This is a genomic window from Streptomyces sp. NPDC046335 (genome assembly GCF_055587985.1).
Map to the genome: position 1 here is coordinate 205,716 of NZ_JBVJFF010000014.1, position 19,289 is coordinate 225,004.

The following is a 19,289-nucleotide window of genomic DNA, read 5'->3' on the forward strand; positions in this document are numbered from 1 at the left end:
TGTGCGCCGGACTACGGCGTGTCCGTGAGGGTCTGCGTCGCGACGCTCATGTGCAGCCGACGGGTGTGGTCGACCGTGCGGACCGGCCCGGTCAGCGTGACCCGGGCCGTGAGGCGCGCGTCGGTGCTCGACGCGCTCAGCCGCAGTTCGAGGTCACCCGGCTCGACGATCCGGTGGCCGTCGCGGCCCGTGAAGGACGCGAGGTCCGCCGGGACCGTCATCCGCACCCTGGCGCGCCGTCCGGGTTCCAGGTCGAGGCGTACGTACCCGATGAGGCGCTGCACCGGCTGGACCACGGAGGCGACGGGGTCGTGCAGATAGACCTGGACCACTTCGGTGCCCTGCCGCGCACCGGTGTTGCGGATGGTGCAGGAGAGGGTGAACTCCCCTTCTGTCGAGGCCTGCCCGTGCTCCACGTCGAGGTCGCTCCACTCGAAGGCGGTGTACGTCAGGCCGTGGCCGAACCCGAACGCCGGGGTCGGGTCGACACTGGACACATCGCTGGAGTGACCCAGCCGCGCCGCCAGGTAGGTGGAGGGCTGGGAGCCCGGGTGGCGCGGCACACTGACGGGCAGCCGGCCGGACGGTTCGGTGCGGCCGCTGAGCACCGAGGCGATGGCCGTCGTCCCTTCCTCGCCGGGGAAGAACGACTGCACGACCGCGGCTGCCTCGTCCACCGCACGCCCGAGGGCGTAGGGGCGTCCTGCGAGCAGGGTGACGACGACGGGGGTGCCCGCGTCGAGGAGGCTGTCGAGCAGGTGCTGCTGGACACCGGGGAGTGCCAGGTTCTGCGCGTCGCAGCCCTCCCCGCTCGTGCCGCGCCCGAAGAGACCGGCCCGGTCGCCGAGGGCGACGATGACGAGGTCGGCGCCCCTGGCCAGTTCGACGGCCGCACCGAACCCGTCGGTGGAGGGGCCGTCGATGTCCGCGCCCCGCGCGGTGACGATCTCGCTGTGGGGGAACTCCGCCGCCAACGCCTCGCGCATAGTGGGCAGTTCGATGCCGTGCGGGGTCTCGGGGTGCTGGCCCCCGACGTGGACGGGGAAGGCGTAGCAGCCGAGGACCGCCGTCGGGGTGTCGGCGTTGGGTCCGATGAGTGCGATACGGGCCGGGGCGCCGGCGGCCGCGTCCGCCGCCAGGGGCAGGGTGCCGTCGTTGCGCAGGAGCACGACGGCCTGTTCGGCTACGCGGCGGGCGAGCGCGCGGTTCTCGTCGGTGTCGAGACGGACGCTCCCGCGCAGCGCCTGTGGGTTCCCGCCCGCGGAGCCGGCCGCGCCCGTGGCTCCCATGAGCACCGGCGGCATCGGCCTCCAGTCGGCGTCCAGCAGCCCCAACTGGGCTTTCTGGACCAGCACTCGGCGTACCGCACGGTCCACCAGCGCCTCGGGTACGAGACCGGCGGCGATCGCGTCGGTCAGCGGGCTGCCGAATGCCTTGACGGTCGGCAGTTCCACGTCCACCCCCGCGCCGAGTGCGGCACCGGCCGCTTCCCCGAAGGTCCCCGCCACACCGTGCAGCGTCTTCAGGAACGCGATGCCGAAGTAGTCCGCGACGACGGTCCCGTCGAAGCCCCAGGTGTCGCGGAGGAGGCCGGTCAGCAGCAGCCCGTCGGCCGCGGAGGGGATTCCGTCGGTGTCGGTGTAGGCGTGCATGACGGACCGTGCGCCGCTTTCGCGTACGGCCATCTCGAACGGGGTGAGGATGATGTCGGCCCGCTCCCGCACACCCATGCCGACGGGGGCGAGGTTGCGGCCCGCCTGGGAGGCCGAGTACCCGGCGAAGTGCTTGAGCGTGGCGACGACCCCGGCCGACTCCAGTCCCCGTACGTAGGCGGTGGCGACCGTACCCACCAGGTACGGGTCCTCGCCGATCGTCTCCTCGACGCGGCCCCAGCGTGCGTCGCGTACGACGTCGAGGACGGGGGCGAGCCCTTGGTGCACGCCGACGGAGCGCATGTCGCGGCCGATCGCGGCGGCCATCTCACGGACCAGCTCCGGATGGAAGGTGGCGCCCCAGGACAGCGGCACCGGGTAGGCGGTCGCGCCCCAGGTGGCGAAGCCCGCGAGGCATTCCTCATGGGCGAGCGCCGGTATGCCGAACCGATTGGCCCCGGCGATCCGCTCCTGGGTGCGCGACAGCGAGAGGGCACCCACGGCCGGGTCGACCGGGGCTGTTCCGAACGGGCGGGTCAGCTGGCCGAGGCCGTGCGGAAGAAGGTCGTCGAGGGCGACGGCCTCCTCCATGTCGTGCTGGAACGGCGCGACTTCGGCGCCCTCGTCGGACGCGCCCACCCAGACGCCGAAGAGCTGGGAGATCTTCTCCTGGAGGGTCATGGCGGCGATCAGGGCGTCGGCCCTGGCCTCGGGGGTGAGGGTGGGATCACGCCAGGGCCCGGTGCGGTGGTCCGTGGCGCCGGATACCGGCGCCAGGGACTCGGTGGCCTCGGCGGGTGCCTGCACGCCGGCGTTGTCGATGTTGGCGGTCACTTTCCTCCGACCCCCATCAGCCCCTGTACCAGGGCACGACGGGCGAACAGGTAGACGATCAGGATGGGGAGCATGGACAGGACGACTGCGGCGAGCAGGCCGGGGGTGTCGACTCCGTGTTCCGTCTGGAAGTCGTAGAGCCCCATGGTGATCACCTTGGTCTCCGCCGACTGCGTCAGGACGAGGGGGAAGAGGAAGCCGTTCCACGCCTGGAGCGCGGAGAAGACGATGATCGTCGAGACCCCGCTCTTGGACAGCGGCAGCACCAGCTGGAAGAAGACCCGCCGGGACGAGGCACCGTCCATCGTCATCGCCTCGTACAGCTCGGGGGTGATGTCACGCATCACCCCCGTGAGGATCAGGGCGCACACCGGCATGGCGAAGGCCGCCGTCGGCAGGATGACGCCGATGAGGTTGTCGTAGAGACCGGCCTCGCTGATGACGAAGAACATCGGGACGATGACCGCCTGCGAGGGGATCGCCAGGCCCAGGAGGAACAGCCGGAAGACCGTGGTGGCGGCCCGGCCCCGGCTCCTGACGATGGTGTACGCCAGCGGCGGGACGAGCAGCACGACGATGCCCACCACGCACACGGTGACGATGACCGTGTTGAGGAAGTACTGCGCGAAGCCGCTGTCGAGGTCGTTGATGTAGTTGTCGAACGTGAAGTGCTCGGGGAAGGCCAGCGGGCCGTTCGCCGCGTAGTCGGGGCGCGACTGGAACGTGGCGACGAGCATCACGTACAGCGGCAGCCCCACCACCAGGAGCCAGACCAGCGAGCCGAAACCGGCGAAGTAGTTGGGGCGGCTCTTCCTCACAGTCCCTCCATGGTGCTGCGCATCTTGTCGTAGCCCGAGAGCCGCACCACGATCAGCGAGATGACCGTGGAGACGAGGACCAGCAGGAGTGCGATGGCGGACGCCGCTCCGTAGTCGAAGCTCTTGAACGCCTTCTGGTACATGTAGAACGCGCTGATGGTGGTGTCGCTGCCCGGTCCGCCCTGGGTCAGGATGAGCACGGTGTCGAAGGTCGTGAGCCCGCCGACCACCATCAGGATCATCGAGGTGATGATCGAGTTGCGCAGCTGCGGCAGTGTGATGTGGAAGAACTGCCGCACCGTGCCCGCGCCGTCGATCTGCGCCGCCTGGTAGAGGACCTGCGGCACCGCGCGCGCCGCACCCTGGTAGATCAGCGTGTGCAGAGGGGTGAACTGCCAGGTGCTGACGAAGACCAGGACGCCGATGGCACTGGTCTGCATGCCGAACAGGTTGCCGTCGCCGAAGAGCCACTCGGCCTGCGCGGGGACACCGAAGTTGGGGTCGAGGACGGCGCGCCACAGCACGGACACGGCCGCGATGGACAGCAGCATCGGGACGAAGTAGATGGCGGACAGGACGGCCCGGTTGCGCTGGTGTCCCGCCGCCCAGACTCCGAGCAGGATGCTCAGCGGGGTCTGGACGACTACCCCGAGCACGGTGATCAGAACGCTCAGCCAGAGGCTCTTGATCATGACGGGGTCGTCGAAGAGCTTCTTCCAGTTGTCGAGGCCGGCGAATTCCGGGTCGCTCAGACCGTCCCAGCTGGCGAAGGAGAGTACGCCGACCATGATGAGCGGGACGATGGCGAAGAGGCCGAAGAAGACAGCGGCGGGCACCGCCCAGAGGAATCCCGGGCGGCCCGCTCCGACGCCGGACGAGCCTGCCCTCTTGACCGTCTCGTTGTCCGCGGAGGACGCGGCGGTTCGGGTCATGTCATGTGTTCCGGGTCCGGATTTCAGAGCGCTCACGAGGTCGGCAGCGCCTGCATGGCCTTGATGAAGGCGTCCTCGTCCATCGAGCCGTTGAAGAACTGCTGGAGGGACTGGTACATCGTGGTGGCCGCCGACTGGGGGTAGGCCTGGTCCCAGGAGAGCTGGAACGCCGGGGCCTTCTTGACCAGGTCGTACTGGAATTTCGCGAACTCGGGGCTGGCGGCGGTCTTCAGGAAGCCTTCGGTGTTCGTCGTGGTCGGCACGTTGCCGATGCGCAGTTGCGCCTTGACGAACCGGTCCGAGTACATGAGTTTCAGGAACTCGGCGACGGCCTGCGGGTGCTTCGTCTTCTTCAGCACGGAGTAGAAGTTGTTGGTGTTGCCGACGACGTTCGCCTGGTCGCCCTTGCCGCCCTCGACGGCGGGGAAGGCGCTGTAGCCGAGGTCGCTCTTCGCGAACTCGGGGTGCGCGTCCTGCTGCGTCGAGTACTCCCATGAGCCCATCAGCTCGAAGGCGGCCTTTCCGGTCGCCAGGAGCGTGGGGGAACTCTGGTCGGTGAACTTCACCGAGTCGTAGTTGGTGCCGAAGGCCCCGGCGTCCACCAGTTGCTTGATCTTGCCCAGTGCCTTCCGGCTGTCCGGGCTCGCCCAGGCGTCCTTGTCGCCGTCCAGGGCCTTCTGGAAGAGCTCCGGGCCGGCGATGCGGTCGTAGAGGTACTCGAACCACATCAGTGTCGGCCACCGGTCGCCGCCGCCCAGCGCGATCGGGGTGACGCCGTCGGCCTTCAGCGTCTTGACCGCCGCCAGCAGGTCGTCCCAGGTCTTCGGGGGTTCGACGCCGGCCTTCTTGAGGACCTTGCCGTTGTTGAACAGCACCACGGGCTGCGTGCCGCGCATGGGGACCCCGTACGTCTTGCCGTCGACCACCGCGCTGTTGAGCACGGTCGGCAGGAACTTCGTCCTGAGGCCGGGATCCTTGGCCATGAAGGGGTCCAGCGGGAGCAGCAGGCCGGCGTCGACGAACTGCTTGATGCTGCCGCCGCCCCAGTTGAAGAAGACGTCCGGCGCCTGCTTGCTGCTGATGATCGTCTGCAGCTTGGCCTGGTAGTCGGCGCCGGGGATCGTGTCCAGGACGGCCTTCACCTTCGACGTCTTGTTGAAGGTGGCGACGAGCTCCTTCTCCACCTTGTTCGCCGAGTCCCCGTAGACCAGGACGTGGATGGTGTCGCCGTCGGCCGCATCGGAATCTCCTCCGCACCCGGACAGGGACAGCACCAGGGCCAGCGCGGCACCACCGACGACAACGGTTCGCGAGAACCGTGCGCGTTGCTTCATCGACTCGCCTCTCGAAACTTTTTCGGTACGATTACCGAAACTTCCTGAGTCGGGACGCTAGGACTCGCCATCTGGGGGGTCAACCCTCGGTCGCCGCGTTATCAAAGCGTTACGCCTCGGCGGCAGTTGATTCGTGCTTTATGCTCCTCGCCATGCGTGATGACGAGGAAATGGGCCGCATCACCCTGGCCCAGGTCGCCCAGCGGGCCGGTGTCTCCATTTCGACAGTTTCGAAGGTGCTCAACGGGCGGCAGGACGTGGCGCCGCCCACAAGGGTCAAGGTGGAGCGCCTCCTGGAGGCCCATGCGTACCGGCGCACCACACGGTCGGCCCGCGAGGCGCCGCTCATCGAGATCGTGTTCCACGAGCTGGAGAGCATCTGGGCGATGGAGCTGATCCGGGGGGTGGAGAACGTCGCCAAGGCGCACGGCGCCGGGGTCGTCCTCACCGAGAGCGGAACCCGCCACTCGCCCAGTCCCGACTGGATGGAGGCGATGCTCCAGCGTCGGCCGCTCGGTGTCGTCCTGGTCTTCTCCGCCCTGCCCAGCGCAGTGAAACAGCAGCTCAGGGCGCGTTCGATCCCGTTCGTCATCATCGACCCGGCGGGCGACCCCGACCCCGACGTACCCTCGGTCGGCTCGGCCAACTGGAATGGCGGACTGGCCGCCACCCGTCATCTCATCGAGTGCGGGCACCGGCGCATCGGGATCATCACCGGACCCGAGGACATGCTCTGCTCACGCGCCCGGCTCGACGGCTACCGGTCGGCGATGACCATGGCAGGGCTGGAAGTGGACCCCGGACTCATCCTGTTCGGCGACTTCCACGTGGAGGGCGGATACGACCGCGCCGCCGAAATGCTGTCCCGTACCCAGCGGCCCACCGCGATCTTCGCGGGCAGCGACCTCCAGGCACTCGGCGTACTGGAAGCCGCCCGTGTGCACGGCCTGCGCGTCCCCCACGACCTCTCGGTGGTCGGCTACGACGACGTGTCCATCGCCCGCTGGGCCAGCCCGGCACTCACCACGGTCCACCAGCCGCTGCGTCAGATGGCGGAGGAGGCCGCGCAGATGCTGATGCGGCTGCGGGCCCAGGAACCGGTGTCCACGCGGCTCGAACTGGCCACGAGCCTGGTCGTACGCAAGAGCACGGCGCCGCCGCCCGAGAACGAACTGAACACGGGCGGCGGCTGACGCGGGTCACTCGGCGCAGCTCGACCCCAAAGTACTGGCCGACCAGGCAAGTTGTTCATCCGTGAGAACGGGCGCTACTTCCGCTTCTTCACGCGCGGGTCCAGTTGCGAAGCAGTACGTCGACCGCCGTGTGCAAGTTCGCCGCGGCCACCCCGTCGCGCAACTGCGTCGAGAGGCCGAGGAGAAAGCTGTGGATCATGGCGGTCACCCCGTCGACGTCGGCATCGGCATCGAGTTCGCCGGCGGCGATGCCCCGCTCCACGCAGGCCCTGATGCGCACCCGGTCGGCCGCACGACGTGCCGCGACGGCCGCGCGCACTCCGGCGTGCTCCTCCCCCGGCGCCCGCATCGTGCCGGAGAGGGCGATGAGGCAGCCGACGGGGTGGGACGAGTCGGCCTGCATGTCGATCGAGCCGTGCAACAGGCCTGCCACGGCCTCTCGCGGGCTGACCGTTTCGTCCTCGATGACGTCGACGGCGCCGCCCGGCCCCTTCATGTAGTGCTCGACGACCTGCTTGAACAGCCCTTCCTTCGAGCCGAAGGCGCCGTACAGACTCGCGGATGACAGCCCGGTGGCGGCTCGCAGCTGTGCCAGCGAGGTCGCTTCGTAGCCCTGCTCCCAGAACAGCAGCATCGCGGCCTCCAGCACGGCCTCCGGAGCAAAGGCGCGGGGGCGTCCGGCTGGCGGCATGTGTACCTCCTGCATCACGAGACGAGCGTTCCAACTCGGGGAGCGCTTTCCTTCCTCCCATATTGGACCAAGTGCTCCACAAAGCGCCAAGTACCGGAGCGCCCGAACGCCGACGCTCGCAGTGACCCTGATCACTTATGGACCGATCGATCCATAACTACTTGACCGGCGCGTCGTGTCGGAACGAGTATTCCGGCATGAACGATCCAGAATTCAGGAAGGGCGACACCGGCGTCCGCTCCGCGCTGAGCCGCACGACGGTGCTGTTGCTGGCGGTGACCTGCGGCGCGGCGGTCGCGAACATCTATTACGCGCAGCCGTTGCTGCCCGTTGTCTCCAGAGCGCTGGGGGTCTCAGAGGGGGCCGGAGCTCTGATCGTCACCGCCTCGCAGGTCGGTTACGCGCTGTCGCTCGCGCTGCTGGTGCCGTTGGGCGACGTACTGGAGCGGCGCCGGCTGGTGAGCGGGCTGCTCGCCCTGAGCTCCGTCGCTCTCCTCGGTGCGGCGGCCTCCCCCTCGCTGGGCACGCTGTACGCCTCGGTCGCGCTGGTCGGGGTGACCTCCGCCGTCGCGCAGATAGTGGTGCCGATGGCCGCCTCGTTGGCCGCCGACCACGAACGCGGTGCGGTGGTGGGCACGGTCATGAGCGGCCTGCTCATCGGCATCATGCTCGCGCGGACGGTGGCCGGGGTGCTGGCCGAGTTCGGGGACTGGCGGCTGGTCTTCGTCTTCGCGGCGTTCGTCATGGTGATGCTGGCGATCACGTTGCGCCTGGTTCTGCCCCTCGTGCCGCCGGCCGCGACGACTCCCTACCCACAACTGCTGCACTCGGTGGTGACGCTGGTGCGTACCGAGTCGCTGCTGCGCAGGCGCATGGCCCTGGCCGCGGTCGGCATGGGCGGCTTCACCATCTTGTGGACCGCTTCGTCGTTCCTGCTGGCCGGGCCCACCTACGGGTACGGTCCGGCGATCATCGGTCTGTTCGGCCTGGTCGGGGTCGTCGGGGCCGCCGCCGCGTCGGTGGCCGGCCGGCTGGTGGACCGCGGTCGCGCGCGCCAGGTGACCACCGGCGGGCTGATCGTGCTGACGGGCAGCTGGGCCGTACTCGTCTTCGCCGGGCAGGGCGGCACGCTCGGCCTGAGCGCGCTGATGCTCGGCATCGTGGCGCTCAACCTGGCACAGCAGGCGCTGCTGATCAGCCATCAGAGCGTCCTGTACCGCCGCATCCCGCACGCCCGCAGCCGGGTCACCACAGCGCTCATGGTGTCCGCCTTCGCCGGCAGCACCGTCACCTCCGCACTGACGGCCGCGCTGTATCCACGCGTGGGCTGGGTGGGGGTCTCCGCACTCGGAGCGGTGATCGCTCTGATCGGCATCGGGATCTGGGCCCTGGAACTGCGCCGTCCGAGCCCCGTGGAACCGCTCGCCGACCCGTCGGCGGCGAACGAAAGCGTCCGGACGCCCCGTACCTCCCCCGCACGCGCAGACCGCGCTTACCCACATGCCGAGGAAACACACGCCAAGGAGACCGTTCATGGCTGACATCCGCCGGGTGGCGATCCTGGACGACTACCAGCACACGGCACACCGGTACGCCGCCTGGGATTCCTTGCCCGAAGGCGCCCACCTCACCTACTTCTCCGAGCACTTGGGCGGACCTGAAGAGGTGATCACCGCGCTGGAGCCGTTCGACGTGGTCGTAGCCATGCGTGAGCGCACCCCCTTCCCCGCCGAGGTACTCGGCAGGCTGCCGAACCTGCGCCTGCTGGTGACCACCGGCCCGGCCAACGCGGCCATCGACACAGCCGCGGCCGCCCGGCACGGAATCGTGGTATCCGGCACGCGCGCGGCGGGACTGACCTCGACGGCCGAGCTGACCTGGGGACTCCTGCACGCCCTGACGCGCTCACTCCCCGCCGAGGACCGCGACCTGCGCGAGGGCGCTTGGCAGCGGACGATGGGGCGCGACCTGCACGGTGCCCGCCTGGGCGTCGTCGGCCTTGGCCGCGTGGGCAGTCGCGTGGCCCAGGTCGGCGTCGCCTTCGGCATGGACGTCGTCGCGTGGAGCGCCCACCTCGATCCCGGGCACGCGAAAGCGCTGGGCGTCACCCCCCTCAGCAAACGGGAACTGCTGGCCACCTCGGACGTGGTGACGCTGCACGTCCAGCTCTCCGCCCGCACCGTCGCCCTCATCGGCGCCGCCGAACTCGCCCTCATGCGGCCGGACGCGCTGCTGATCAACACCTCCCGGGCATCCGTCGTCGACGAAGAGGCGCTGCTGGCCGCGCTGCACGCCAAGACGTTGGGCGGAGCCGCCCTGGATGTCCACCACACCGAGCCGCTGCCGAACGACTCGCCGTGGCTCAGCGCTCCACGAACCGTGCTCACCCCACACCTGGGCTACGTCACCTCCGGCACCTACGAGATCTTCTACCGCGACGCACTCGCCGCCATCCTCGCCCATGCCGCCGATGAGCCGATCCGCGTACTCACCCCATGAGCGGGCCTCGCCCCACCATCCCCACACCCGAACGAGAAAGGGACCTACCATGACCACCACCGAGCAGAGCAGCAACGCCCACCCACAGCACGATCCCGCCGACGACTCGGGGGGCCGACTGCCGCAGCTGTGGACGCGGACCCTGGGCGACCTGACCATCACCTACGTTCCCGACGCCGGCGTCCACATGATCCCCACCCGGGTCTACCCCGCCTCCGCCGAAGAGGACTGGACGCCTCACGGCCCCCACATGACGGACGAGCGCCACCTGGCCATGGGATGCGGCGCGCTGCTCGTCGAGCGTCGCGGAAAGCGCCTGCTCCTGGACGCCGGTTACGGCCGCATATCGGGCGAGGACCCCGAACACTTCCAGCACCGCTTCGACCACATACGAACCCTCCCCGAGCACCTGGCAACCCTGGGCGTCGACCCGGCCACGCTGGAGGCGGTCGCCTTCACCCACCTGCACGACGACCACACCGGATGGGCCCGGCCGGACGCCGTCGACCACCCGCACAGCCTGTTCCCCAACGCGCGCTGGATCGTCGGGGAAGGAGAACTGCGGGGCCTGAACCCCGCCTCCGGCCCACGGCTCGCCGGGCAAGGCCAACGGACCACAGCCGTAGCCGACGGAACCGAGATAGCCGAGGGGATTCGCGCCTGGGCGCTGCCCGGACACACCACCGGGCACACGGCCTGGATCCTCGACACCGGTGACGGCCGCCGGGTCGTGGCCTTCGGCGACGCCATGCACTCCCCCGTCCAGATCCAGCACCCCGACTGGGAAGTCGTACTCGACCACGACCGCGCCCAGGCCGAACACTCACGTCGCCGGCTCGTACAACTCCTTTCCCAGGAGAACGTCTTCGGGTTCGGTGTGCACTTCGCCGACCAGCAACTCGGAACCGTCGACGGCACCGGCCGCTGGCGCCCTTGGGAGGACGAGACGGACAACCGGTAAGCCCCCCACGCACAGTCGCCTCGACACGAAGCCCCACCAGTCACTTCGACATCGAGGGCATCAGGGTCGGCGCGACTGTGCGGAGAGGGACGGCCCGGTGGCCATGGTCAGACGCGCAGGTCGAGCATCGCGGACATCGCCGCGACCACGGAGGGCGCAACCTTGTAGTACACCCAGGTCCCGCGCCGCTCGGAGGTCAGCAGACCCGCGTCCTTGAGCTTCTTCAGGTGGTGGGAGACGGTCGGCTGGGACACGCCGACGTCGGAGATGTCGCACACGCACGCCTCGCCGCCCGCGTGCGAGGCGACCTTGGAGAACAGGCGCAGCCGCACCGGGTCGGACAGCGCCTTGAACATGGCGGCCATCCGCTCGGCGTCCTCGGACGACAGCTCCCCGGCGGTGATCGGCGGGCAGCACGGCACCACGGCCCCGGCGTCCAGCACCGGCAGTTCGGCGATCTTCGATTTCGACATGCGTCTATGTTGACACTCATCGATACAGGTGGCAAGCTCCAGATATCGACAGACATCGATATGCATCGAAACAGGGACTCGTCGTGAACGCACGCCCCGCTTTGAGGAGACCGAGCACCATGAGCACCCAGCAGCTCCCCGTCATCGTCATCGGAGCAGGCCCCACCGGACTGGCCGCTGCCGCCCACCTCGTCGAGCGCGGCATCGACCCCCTCGTCCTGGAAGCAGGCGACAGGGCCGGTGCGGCCGTGCGCGAATGGAGCCACGTACGCCTGTTCTCCACCTGGGGCGAGGTCGTGGACCCCGCCGCCGAGAAGCTCCTGGCTCCCACCGGCTGGCTGAAGCCGGACGGCGACACCTACCCCACCGGCGGTGACTGGGCCGCGAAGTACCTGCAGCCGCTGGCCGACGTCCTGGGCGACAAGATCCGCTTCGGCGCGACGGTGACCGGAGTCTCCCGCCAGGGCCGCGACCGCGTCGTCGACGCCGACCGCGAACAGCAGCCCTTCACCGTCCACATCCACAACGCCGACGGCACCGAGCAGCGGCTCACCGCCCGCGCCGTCATCGACGCCTCCGGCACCTGGTCCACCCCCAGCCCGATCGGCGGCGACGGCCTGCCCGCCCTCGGCGAGCGTGCGGCGGGTGCACGCGTCTCCTACCGCGTGCCTGACCTCAAGGACCCTGCCGTACGGGCGCGCTACGCGGGCAGGCGCACCGCGGTCATCGGCTCCGGCGCCTCCGCGTTCACCGCGCTCGCCTACCTGGCCGACCTCGCCGAGGACGCTCCGGGTACGCATGCGGTCTGGGTGCTGCGGCGCGGCATCAGCGGCTCGACGTTCGGCGGCGGCGAGGCTGACCAGCTGCCCGCCCGCGGGGCACTCGGCCTGGCGGCCAAGGCCGCGGTGGACGACGGTCACGCCGACGCCGTCACCGGCTTCCGTACCGACGCCGTCGAAACGAGCGGCGACCAACTGGTCCTGGTCGCCGAGGACGGCCGCCGTCTCGACCCGGTCGACGAGGTCATCGTCCTCACGGGCTTCCGCCCCGACCTCTCCTTCCTGAACGAGCTGCGCCTGGGCCTCGACGAGCGCCTCCAGGCCCCCCTCGAACTGGCCCCCCTGATCGACCCCAACCAGCACTCCTGCGGCACCGTCTACCCGCACGGGGTGGGCGAGCTGTCCCACCCGGAGAAGGACGTCTACCTGGTCGGCATGAAGAGCTACGGCCGCGCACCGACGTTCCTCGCCATGACCGGCTACGAGCAGGTCCGCTCCATCGCCGCAGCCCTCGCCGGAGACCGGGAAGCCGCCGAGCGCGTCGAGCTGACCCTCCCCGAGACCGGGGTCTGCGGCGGCGCGGGCCTCTTCGACGAACCGGCTGGTGCCGAGGAGTCCGGCGGCGGCTGCTGCGCGGCTCCTTCCACCTTGCAGGTCGGCGTCGGTGCTCCGGCAGGCGCACCGGGAGGCTGCTGACCGACGTGCCCGACGCCGGCACGAGCGCGGCCGCGACCGACACCGGAACAGGAACCCCGGAACGGTCGCGACCGCGTGCCGTCCTGCCGGCGCTGTGCGCCACCCAGATCACCGGCTGGGGAGTCGTCTACTACGCCTTCCCTGTGCTCAACTCCCGTATAACGGCAGACACCGGCTGGTCCACGACTTCGACGACCGCCGCGTTCTCCGGGGCACTGCTGGTCTCCGCGCTGGTCGGCATACCCGTGGGCCGCATCCTCGACCGACGGGGCCCGCGCGCCGTGATGACCGGCGGGTCGGTACTGGCAGTCGCCGCGGTACTCGCCATCGCCTGCGCACCCAGCCTCGCCGCGTTCACCGCCGCCTGGCTGCTCGCAGGAGTCGCGATGGCCGCCACCTTCTACCACCCGGCGTTCGCCGCGCTCACCCGCTGGTGGGGTGAGCGGAGAGTCCACGCCCTCACCCTCGTCACCCTCGCCGGTGGCCTGGCCTCCACCGTCTTCGCGCCGCTCACGGCCGCGCTCGCCACGCACTTCGACTGGCGTACGACGTATGCCCTCCTGGCGCTGGTCCTCGGCGCCGTCACCATCCCGGCCCACGCCCTCGCACTGCGGGCCCCCTGGCCGCCGGTACCAGCACCACGCTTCGGCCGGGAGACCACGACCGGCAGGTCGACCATCCGCAGCCGCCCGTTCCTGCTCCTGACCGCAGCTCTCACCCTCAACGGCTTCGCGATCCACGCGGCCGTCATCGCCCTCGTACCGCTCCTGACGGAACGAGGCGCCGGCCCCGCCGTAGCGGCGTGGGCGCTCGGCCTGGGCGGGGTGGGCCAGACGCTCGGGCGCACGCTCTACGCGACTCTCGCCCGCCGCTCGGGAGTCACCGCCCGCACGGTCGCTCTCATCGGGCTGGGCGGCGCCACGACGGCGGCGCTCGGCCTTGTCCCCGGACCGATCCCGCTCCTCGTAGTTCTGGCAGTGCTGGCCGGCATGGTGCGCGGCAACCTCACCCTCCTCCAGGCCACCGCGGTCACCGACCGCTGGGGCGCCACCCACTACGGCCGCCTCTCCGGCCTCCTGGCAGCACCGGTCACGGTGGCCGGAGCGCTGGCGCCCTTCGCCGGGGCAGCACTGGCAGCGGAACTCGGCGGCTACCCGGCACTCTTCGCCGCCCTGGCCGCAACGTCCCTCCTCGCCAGCACCCTGGCTGCCGGCTCCCACAGCCGTTGACTGCCGGGCCCTGACCCGCTGCGGAGAGCGGGCGGCAGTGGCTTGCCGGTCGCGGCGAGCTGACGGATGTGGTGCGGAAGCGGATCTCTCAGCGCGCCGACCGCACCAGCCCGCGGAAGGGGCGGAAACATGGGCCGGCACCGCCGGGTTCGTCCTGGAACCCGGCGAGCACGAGGAGCTGCCGTCCGGCCTCGCCGATGTAGAAATACTCCGCCGCTGCGGCCGAGGACGCCGAGGCGCCGCGGGCGCGCTGGGCCAACTCATCGGCGAGCGACCGGGCCATCCCATCGTCCTCGGTGTCGTGCCACGTCGCGGTGAAGTAGCGGGCGGCTCCATCCTGCTGCCCCGCGAACCGGTAGGGCACGTAACGGCCCGGCGGATCGGCCGAGTACAGCGCCTGGATGGCACTGCCAAGAGTCTGCTGGTTGCGAGGGTCGGCGGCGAAGGTCCGGTGCGCTTCGGGACTTGTCCATTGGGCAAAGTTGAGGATGGTCCGGCCGTCGGACCCTGCCAGACAGTGCCGCGCAAGGTACGCGGTTGGCAGCCGGGCCTTCTCCCAGGCGTCCATGACGCCGGACATGACCTTCTGCTGTTGTTCGAGCCCCCTGGTGCGCCATAGCGACGCCAGGATGAGGCCCGCGTCCGGACGGGCAGGGTCGGGCAGTGCGACCGGCCGGAGGCCGGCGACGATGGCAGTCATGGCGCCAGTCTCCAACCTCAGCTGCGATTGAGGTCAAGCTCCGTGATCGACGGAGGTCGACGATCCGGACATGAAGAAGCGCCCTAAGGTCCTTGGGTGGGTTCGCGGGCGGAGCCGGAGGATGAGTGAGGCGATGCGGACTCCGGCCTTGTAAGCGTCCAGGACGGCGTCCACGACCGGCCCAGCGCGCCATCCAGTACGTACGGCCACCTGCGCACCGCCATCTCCGGTGGATCCGCCCCCATGACCCGGCCCCCGATGAACGCGCACGTATCCAGATCCACTCCTCGATGGGCCGCATACTCACGGCCTTGGGAAACGCTTCGCGGAGGCGGCCGACATGGTGTCCCGGTTACTTCGGGTCGCGGTGGGACTGCGCCGTCGCCCAGCGGTGGCCGGGCGCAGTCGGGCCGACGCACCAGGCGATCGCGATCCAGCCGTTGGTGCCGATTTCAGTGCCTAGGAGGAGGCCTCGGCGAGTTTCGATGGCGGGGGCGAAGGGCTGGTACTCGGCGATCGGATCCAGGTGAGCGCCAGCGCGAACAGTGTGATCAGCCCGAACGCCGCAATCCACTTCAGTGCCGTGGCGTCCGTGGACCGGAAGCCCATCGCCACCCCGACGGCGCCGAGGAACTCAAGCGGCTCGTGCCGGGCGGGCACATCCGGCTCCGCTTCACCGACCCGGTCACGTACCGGTCCGCCGCGGACGCCCTGCGCGAGGTCACCCGGAACGACGAGGCACTGTCGCTGTCCATCCCCAGCGACGGAAGCCAGCGCGAACCGCGCTCCGTTCTCGACTGGATCGGACTGGATCGGACTGGATCGACTCCGGTGGCATCGAGGTGGTCGAACTGGCCGGCTCCCGGGTGCAGACGAAGAGCATCAGCATCATGACCGGCCGGCCGGGTCACGCCTGTTCGCGCTGCGCCGAGGCGAATGAACCGCGCGTGCGGGCCATCACGCCCACCGGCATGAGACGACGGGGGTTACTTCTCGGCCGTACCGGGTTCCCGGCTGATGGACTCCTGGTAGGCGTCCGCATACGTGCGAGAGTCCTTGACCAAGTCGTCGCAGAACGCGGCAACGTCCGTGCCGATGAGTTCCAAGACACCCTTCCTCGCGGCGACACCTTCCTCGAAGAAGTCGACGATCCCGGGAAGCAGGGTCCCGTTGAGCAGGTCGACCGGTCCGACCTTGAACAGGTACTTCTGCATCTCCTTGTAGACGATCTGGTAGTCCGGCGGGAGCGCCTTGACCCGAGCCAGGTGCGCCCGCCACTGCTTCTTGCCCTCGATGATGTCCCGGATGCCCATGTCAGCCTCCCAGCCGGCTCAATTTCCTTGCGACGTTCCTGTTCAACTGCTCGCGCCACCGGTCGCGGTAGGTTCGAGCCCCTTCCCCACCGGCCAGCGCCGTGCAAAAGCCTTGGATGTCGTCGCCGAGGACCTCGTGGACGCTCTGCCCGTCCGCCGCTGTTTCTTCGAGCAGTCCCAGGGCCGCGTCGAGGATCGGCAGCAGGTTGCGGCCGGTGAAGTCCCCATGGGGAAGGAGCTGGACTTTGATCTGATCCCACGCCGCCCGGTAGTCGTCCGGCAGGGCCTCGGCCCGGGCTTCGAACGCCTTCCAATCCCTGGTGATATCGCTGCCCGTGACGGTCTCCCAGAAGTTCATCTCCCGGCCTCCCTGAGCCTGTCGATGCGTGATGACACGTACTGCCACTTCGTCCAGAACTTCGCGAGTTCCTCGCGTCCGGCGTCGTTGAGCGCGTAGAACTTGCGCGGCGGACCGACACCGGACGGCCGTTTCGTCACCTGGACGAGTTTGTTCCTCTCCAGTCGCAGCAAGATGGTGTATACGGTCCCTTCGACGACATCGCCGAAGCCGAGTTCGTTCAGTTGACGGGTGATGGCGTACCCGTAGGTTTCCTCGCTGCCGATGATTTCGAGCACGCACCCTTCGAGCGTGCCCTTCAGCATCTCCGTCAGGTCATCCATCGCGAGCCCTCCTCACCCCTAACCTCTAGCGGTACTGCGTAGTACTGAGTACCGCTATACGGTATCACTGAGTAGCGGGATCGTCAGCGGGGTGCGTCAGCGGGGCGGTCTCGCCCTCTGCGGATGCCAGCGCGGCCACAAAGTGCAGGTTGCGACAGGTGGGGCAAGGCGGTTGGCGCGCTGGCGGAGTCCGCGCCGATGACGGCATCCTGCGGGGCGTCAATCGCCACCGAAATGGGGCGGTGAATACGCTGTCCGCGCTGAAGTCGATGCGCCCACGCCACCCTGCGGCGCAGACCAGGACCCGCCTGCACGCCGCCTACCTGCGTTGGTGCCGCAGCGCCAACGCCCGTCATCACCACCTCAGTGTGGCGACTTGAGCATCTCCAGGAGAATGCGCCGCAGGTCACTGCGGTCCTGCGGGGTAATCCTCGCCAGCCTGCGATCGAACTCCGCCGCGAGCACTGAGAGCGCGCGGTCCCGCGCCGCCTCGCCCTCGGCAGTCAGAATGAGCCGATGCCGCCGCAGGTCCTCGTCGTCGATCTCGCGCCGCATGAACCCCTTTGCGACGAGGTTGCGTACGTAGACCGTCACGCTCGCTTTCGGGATCATCAGCGCCGCAGCGAGTTCGGCAGGGTAAGGCGACGCGGCCACCTCGGCCAGCACGAAGAACTCCTTCGTCTCCAGCCCGAGCTCGGCCAGTTCAGCGCTACAGGCGTCCATTACGACGCTCAGCAGGCGCTGGTTCAGCGTCCACAGCTGCGCCCCGTCAACCGCCACGCAAGCCCCTCCATCCGTCCAGGCTGGTACAGTTCTGAATTAGTTCCAAACTGTACCAGCTGGTTCTTCGTACTGGACAGATGTGGAACGACGGCCTACACGAAAGGCGCATCAGATGCTTCAGCCCATCACGATCCCGCGCGGGCCGATCGATCTCGCGGCCGACCTTTACCTGCCCGACAGCACCGACCGCGCGGCGCCGCTGCGCGCCGTGGTGCTCTCCACGCCCGGCAGTAGCGTGAAGGAGCAGATAGGCGCGAACTACGCATCTCGTCTCGCCGCCCGCGGCATCGCGGCGCTCGTGTTCGACCCCGCCCATCAGGGTCAAAGCGGCGGAGAGCCCCGCGACCTCGAAGACCCCTACCGCCGTGGCGAGGACATCTCGTACGCGATCGACGAGCTGAGCACGATCCCCGGCATCGCCCCGGAACGCATCGGCGTCCTCGGCATCTGCGCCGGCGGCGGCTACGCGGTGCACACCGCCCGCACGGACCATCGCATCAAGGCGGTCGGCACGGTGGTCCCGGCCAACATGGGCACGTCGTTCCGCAGCTTTCAGCCGGATGGCGCTGCGGCCGCACTCGACACCATGGCCGACGCGCGCGTCGAAGAGATCCGCTCCAGCGAGCTGGCCCGCGTGAACTGGCTGCCCGACACCTTGGAAGAGGCCATAGCCGTCGGGCTGACCGATATCGACACGACCCAGGCAGTCACCTACTACCGCACCGAGCGTGGCGGGAACGAACACTCCACGAACCGCCGCCTCCGGCGCGGCGACTCGCTGCTGCTGGGCTACGACGCGTATCACCTGGTCGACCAGCTCATGACCCAACCACTGCAGGTCGTCCTCGCCGGACGCGTCGGCAACACCGGCTCCTACGAGTCCGGCATGCGGTTGTGGAAGCTGGCACCCAACCCGGTCGATCTCATGGTGATCGACGGCGCCGGCCACTACGAGATGTACGACGAGCCCGAGTACGTCGACGCCGCCGTCGACCGGCTCGTCAACTTCTACTTGAACAACCTGTAAATCACCCGCCCCGGTGCGGCCTCGCCGCCGCCAGTCAGGGCGCGTTCCCACCGAAGGCTGGGGTCAGGCCCGCCTGCGTCGGTGGTACGCATACGTGAGAACCAGAAGCAGGGGGCCCCACAGGTTCATCAGGCCGCTCATGGCCATCGCGAGGAGGTCCCAGCCCTCGTCGTACGGCCAGGCCGCCCTGCCGACGGTAGTGGCCTCGTGCAGCCAGTGGATGCCGAGCGCGGTCAAGCAGACGCCGCCCAAGGTTGCGGGGACGATCACGGCGACCGGCGGGATGCGTCGCCCGCCCAACCTCGGCACCCAGTGCGGCACGACCTCGCCCCAGGGGCGGACCGGTCCGAAGCTGAGCAGCGCGAGGATTTCGGTGAGGACCGTCAGCCCGATGACGTAAGGGGCGTTGTACCAGGCGGCAGGCATGGTCTCGCCACCCATGCCGTACCCGAAGCCGATCGGCAGTCGCCAGATGCCGACGGGCAGTACAACCAACGGAATGGCGTGCGCGACGCGCTCCGCCCAAGCGGGCACGCCGCGCTGCGCGAGGTCCGTCGCTTCGGAGTCCAGGCGGGAGTGCGTTGTCGTCGTCATCATTGCAGCCTGCCGGTACGCATGCCGAAGTGGATCGTTCCGTTGGTTGACCTCGCTCCGCTCACGGGGGAGCCAGGTGTCAGCCTCCGGGATGACGAGG

19 protein-coding genes and 2 pseudogenes are annotated in these 19,289 nt (G+C 69.3%); 8 read left to right on the top strand and 13 right to left on the bottom strand.

Annotated features, from left to right (window positions below; all coding sequences use genetic code 11):
• Positions 1–11: 11 nt before the first annotated feature.
• Genes ACZ6JY_RS31960 through ACZ6JY_RS31975 form a run of 4 tightly spaced genes read right to left on the bottom strand, consistent with a single transcriptional unit; the run spans position 12 to position 5,570 of the window.
• Positions 12–2,486: a beta-xylosidase/alpha-l-arabinosidase gene (locus ACZ6JY_RS31960; protein WP_469201469.1), complete on the bottom strand. Its 2,475-nt coding sequence runs from the start codon at positions 2,484–2,486 to the stop codon at positions 12–14.
• Entirely contained in the window at positions 2,483–3,304 is an 822-nt protein-coding gene (locus tag ACZ6JY_RS31965) for a carbohydrate ABC transporter permease (RefSeq protein WP_469201470.1), read from the bottom strand. The genes ACZ6JY_RS31960 and ACZ6JY_RS31965 overlap by 4 nt, the downstream gene beginning before the upstream one ends.
• Positions 3,301–4,236: a carbohydrate ABC transporter permease gene (locus ACZ6JY_RS31970; RefSeq protein WP_469201471.1), complete on the bottom strand. Its 936-nt coding sequence runs from the start codon at positions 4,234–4,236 to the stop codon at positions 3,301–3,303. Before ACZ6JY_RS31970 ends, ACZ6JY_RS31965 begins: the two co-directional genes overlap by 4 nt.
• Before the next feature lie 32 nt (positions 4,237–4,268).
• The gene (locus ACZ6JY_RS31975) at positions 4,269–5,570 is read right to left on the bottom strand and encodes an ABC transporter substrate-binding protein (protein WP_469201473.1); all 1,302 of its coding nucleotides are present in this window, start codon (positions 5,568–5,570) and stop codon (positions 4,269–4,271) included.
• A gap of 140 nt (positions 5,571–5,710) precedes the next feature.
• Between ACZ6JY_RS31975 and ACZ6JY_RS31980 the strand changes: the two genes are divergently transcribed.
• Positions 5,711–6,763: a LacI family DNA-binding transcriptional regulator gene (locus ACZ6JY_RS31980; RefSeq protein WP_469201476.1), complete on the top strand. Its 1,053-nt coding sequence runs from the start codon at positions 5,711–5,713 to the stop codon at positions 6,761–6,763.
• 88 nt (positions 6,764–6,851) lie between these two features.
• Here the strand turns inward: ACZ6JY_RS31980 and ACZ6JY_RS31985 are convergent, their stop codons facing one another.
• Positions 6,852–7,454: a TetR/AcrR family transcriptional regulator gene (locus tag ACZ6JY_RS31985; RefSeq protein ID WP_469201478.1), complete on the bottom strand. Its 603-nt coding sequence runs from the start codon at positions 7,452–7,454 to the stop codon at positions 6,852–6,854.
• 137 nt (positions 7,455–7,591) lie between these two features.
• Here ACZ6JY_RS31985 and ACZ6JY_RS31990 point away from each other — a divergent pair, with 137 nt between their 5' ends.
• Genes ACZ6JY_RS31990 through ACZ6JY_RS32000 form a run of 3 tightly spaced genes read left to right on the top strand, consistent with a single transcriptional unit; the run spans position 7,592 to position 10,914 of the window.
• Positions 7,592–8,995, top strand: coding sequence for an MFS transporter (locus tag ACZ6JY_RS31990; protein ID WP_469201480.1), 1,404 nt, complete (start codon positions 7,592–7,594; stop codon positions 8,993–8,995).
• Positions 8,988–9,953: a D-2-hydroxyacid dehydrogenase family protein gene (locus tag ACZ6JY_RS31995; protein ID WP_469201481.1), complete on the top strand. Its 966-nt coding sequence runs from the start codon at positions 8,988–8,990 to the stop codon at positions 9,951–9,953. The genes ACZ6JY_RS31990 and ACZ6JY_RS31995 overlap by 8 nt, the downstream gene beginning before the upstream one ends.
• Positions 9,954–10,002: 49 nt before the next feature.
• The gene (locus ACZ6JY_RS32000) at positions 10,003–10,914 is read left to right on the top strand and encodes an MBL fold metallo-hydrolase (RefSeq protein ID WP_469201483.1); all 912 of its coding nucleotides are present in this window, start codon (positions 10,003–10,005) and stop codon (positions 10,912–10,914) included.
• A gap of 107 nt (positions 10,915–11,021) precedes the next feature.
• Here ACZ6JY_RS32000 and ACZ6JY_RS32005 read toward each other — a convergent pair whose 3' ends face one another.
• Positions 11,022–11,387: an ArsR/SmtB family transcription factor gene (locus ACZ6JY_RS32005; RefSeq protein ID WP_469201484.1), complete on the bottom strand. Its 366-nt coding sequence runs from the start codon at positions 11,385–11,387 to the stop codon at positions 11,022–11,024.
• A gap of 119 nt (positions 11,388–11,506) precedes the next feature.
• Here ACZ6JY_RS32005 and ACZ6JY_RS32010 point away from each other — a divergent pair, with 119 nt between their 5' ends.
• Positions 11,507–12,862, top strand: a complete 1,356-nt coding sequence (locus ACZ6JY_RS32010; RefSeq protein WP_469201486.1) for an FAD-dependent oxidoreductase — start codon at positions 11,507–11,509, stop codon at positions 12,860–12,862.
• Entirely contained in the window at positions 12,859–14,091 is a 1,233-nt protein-coding gene (locus ACZ6JY_RS32015) for an MFS transporter (RefSeq protein ID WP_469201620.1), read from the top strand. The genes ACZ6JY_RS32010 and ACZ6JY_RS32015 overlap by 4 nt, the downstream gene beginning before the upstream one ends.
• An 88-nt stretch (positions 14,092–14,179) precedes the next feature.
• On the opposite strand, the gene ACZ6JY_RS32020 is transcribed toward ACZ6JY_RS32015, so the two are convergent.
• Together ACZ6JY_RS32020 and ACZ6JY_RS32025 are read right to left on the bottom strand one after the other, a co-directional pair.
• Positions 14,180–14,791: a hypothetical protein gene (locus tag ACZ6JY_RS32020; protein WP_469201488.1), complete on the bottom strand. Its 612-nt coding sequence runs from the start codon at positions 14,789–14,791 to the stop codon at positions 14,180–14,182.
• Between the two features lie 352 nt (positions 14,792–15,143).
• A pseudogene (locus ACZ6JY_RS32025) lies at positions 15,144–15,421 on the bottom strand (ABC transporter permease); the annotation flags it as partial.
• Between ACZ6JY_RS32025 and ACZ6JY_RS32030 the strand changes: the two are divergent.
• Positions 15,416–15,595 (top strand): annotated as a pseudogene (locus ACZ6JY_RS32030) (ABC transporter); the annotation flags it as partial. The pseudogenes ACZ6JY_RS32025 and ACZ6JY_RS32030 sit on opposite strands and share 6 nt — an antisense overlap.
• 182 nt (positions 15,596–15,777) lie before the next feature.
• Here the strand turns inward: ACZ6JY_RS32030 and ACZ6JY_RS32035 are convergent.
• The 4 genes from ACZ6JY_RS32035 to ACZ6JY_RS32050 form a co-directional block, all read right to left on the bottom strand.
• Positions 15,778–16,104 carry a DUF1048 domain-containing protein gene (locus ACZ6JY_RS32035; RefSeq protein WP_469201490.1) on the bottom strand — a complete coding sequence of 109 codons (327 nt, stop codon included), beginning with the start codon at positions 16,102–16,104 and terminating at the stop codon, positions 15,778–15,780.
• 1 nt (position 16,105) lies between these two features.
• Entirely contained in the window at positions 16,106–16,462 is a 357-nt protein-coding gene (locus ACZ6JY_RS32040) for a DUF1048 domain-containing protein (RefSeq protein ID WP_469201492.1), read from the bottom strand.
• Positions 16,459–16,785, bottom strand: coding sequence for a PadR family transcriptional regulator (locus ACZ6JY_RS32045; RefSeq protein ID WP_469201494.1), 327 nt, complete (start codon positions 16,783–16,785; stop codon positions 16,459–16,461). The genes ACZ6JY_RS32040 and ACZ6JY_RS32045 overlap by 4 nt, the downstream gene beginning before the upstream one ends.
• Before the next feature lie 363 nt (positions 16,786–17,148).
• A complete protein-coding gene (locus tag ACZ6JY_RS32050) occupies positions 17,149–17,565 on the bottom strand; it encodes a MarR family winged helix-turn-helix transcriptional regulator (RefSeq protein WP_469201496.1) in 417 nt (138 codons plus the stop codon).
• A gap of 115 nt (positions 17,566–17,680) precedes the next feature.
• On the opposite strand from ACZ6JY_RS32050, the gene ACZ6JY_RS32055 reads away from it, so the two are divergent.
• On the top strand, positions 17,681–18,595 hold the full coding sequence (locus ACZ6JY_RS32055; RefSeq protein ID WP_469201498.1) for an alpha/beta hydrolase: 915 nt from the start codon (positions 17,681–17,683) through the stop codon (positions 18,593–18,595).
• A 63-nt stretch (positions 18,596–18,658) separates the two neighbouring features.
• On the opposite strand, the gene ACZ6JY_RS32060 is transcribed toward ACZ6JY_RS32055, so the two are convergent.
• A complete protein-coding gene (locus tag ACZ6JY_RS32060; RefSeq protein WP_469201500.1) occupies positions 18,659–19,189 on the bottom strand; it encodes a hypothetical protein in 531 nt (176 codons plus the stop codon).
• Positions 19,190–19,289: the final 100 nt, after the last annotated feature.